The 452-nt window shown below is 53.3% G+C and carries 1 protein-coding gene; it reads left to right on the forward strand.

Translation table 11 applies throughout. The annotated features are described in order from the left end of the window. Positions 1–256, forward strand: a 256-nt coding sequence (locus tag BBH99_RS13255; RefSeq protein ID WP_131799226.1) for an AMP-binding protein, incomplete at its 5' end; no start/stop codon positions are given. Positions 257–452 lie beyond the last annotated feature (196 nt).

A 452-nucleotide genomic window follows, 5' to 3' on the forward strand; every position in this document is an offset into this window, starting at 1 on the left:
CGCTCACGAGGTGTACGCTTCGCTCGAGAGACCACCTCAGATGGTCACGTACGGAGAGCTTAACGAGCAGACGAACGTGCTAGCAAGGTGGCTTGTTGCGAGCGGAGTCCAGGTCGAAGACAAAGTCTGCTTGTGTAGCGTGCGCAACGCGCACTTCTACGTTGCGATGGCGGCTATCTTAAAAGCTGGAGCCTGCTACGTCTCGGCAAGTGCTTTGAACTCGTTACTGTCCAATGTCGTGTTGATCTTGTTCTAGATTGATATTGAGCTACCTGAAGAGCGCAAGAGGTTCATCGAACAAGATAGTGACGCGAAGTTCGTGTTCGTCACGGACCCGGATGCTGGGAAGGTGTTTTCGCGCCCGGCTTTGGTCACGGATGAGCTCCTTGGTCAAGCTCGCAAGGAATACGGCAACGAGAACATTTGTCTTGCGACGCTCGATAACCTAGCTT

It is taken from the genome of Chryseobacterium contaminans, assembly GCF_001684955.1.
GTDB lineage: Bacteria > Bacteroidota > Bacteroidia > Flavobacteriales > Weeksellaceae > Chryseobacterium > Chryseobacterium contaminans.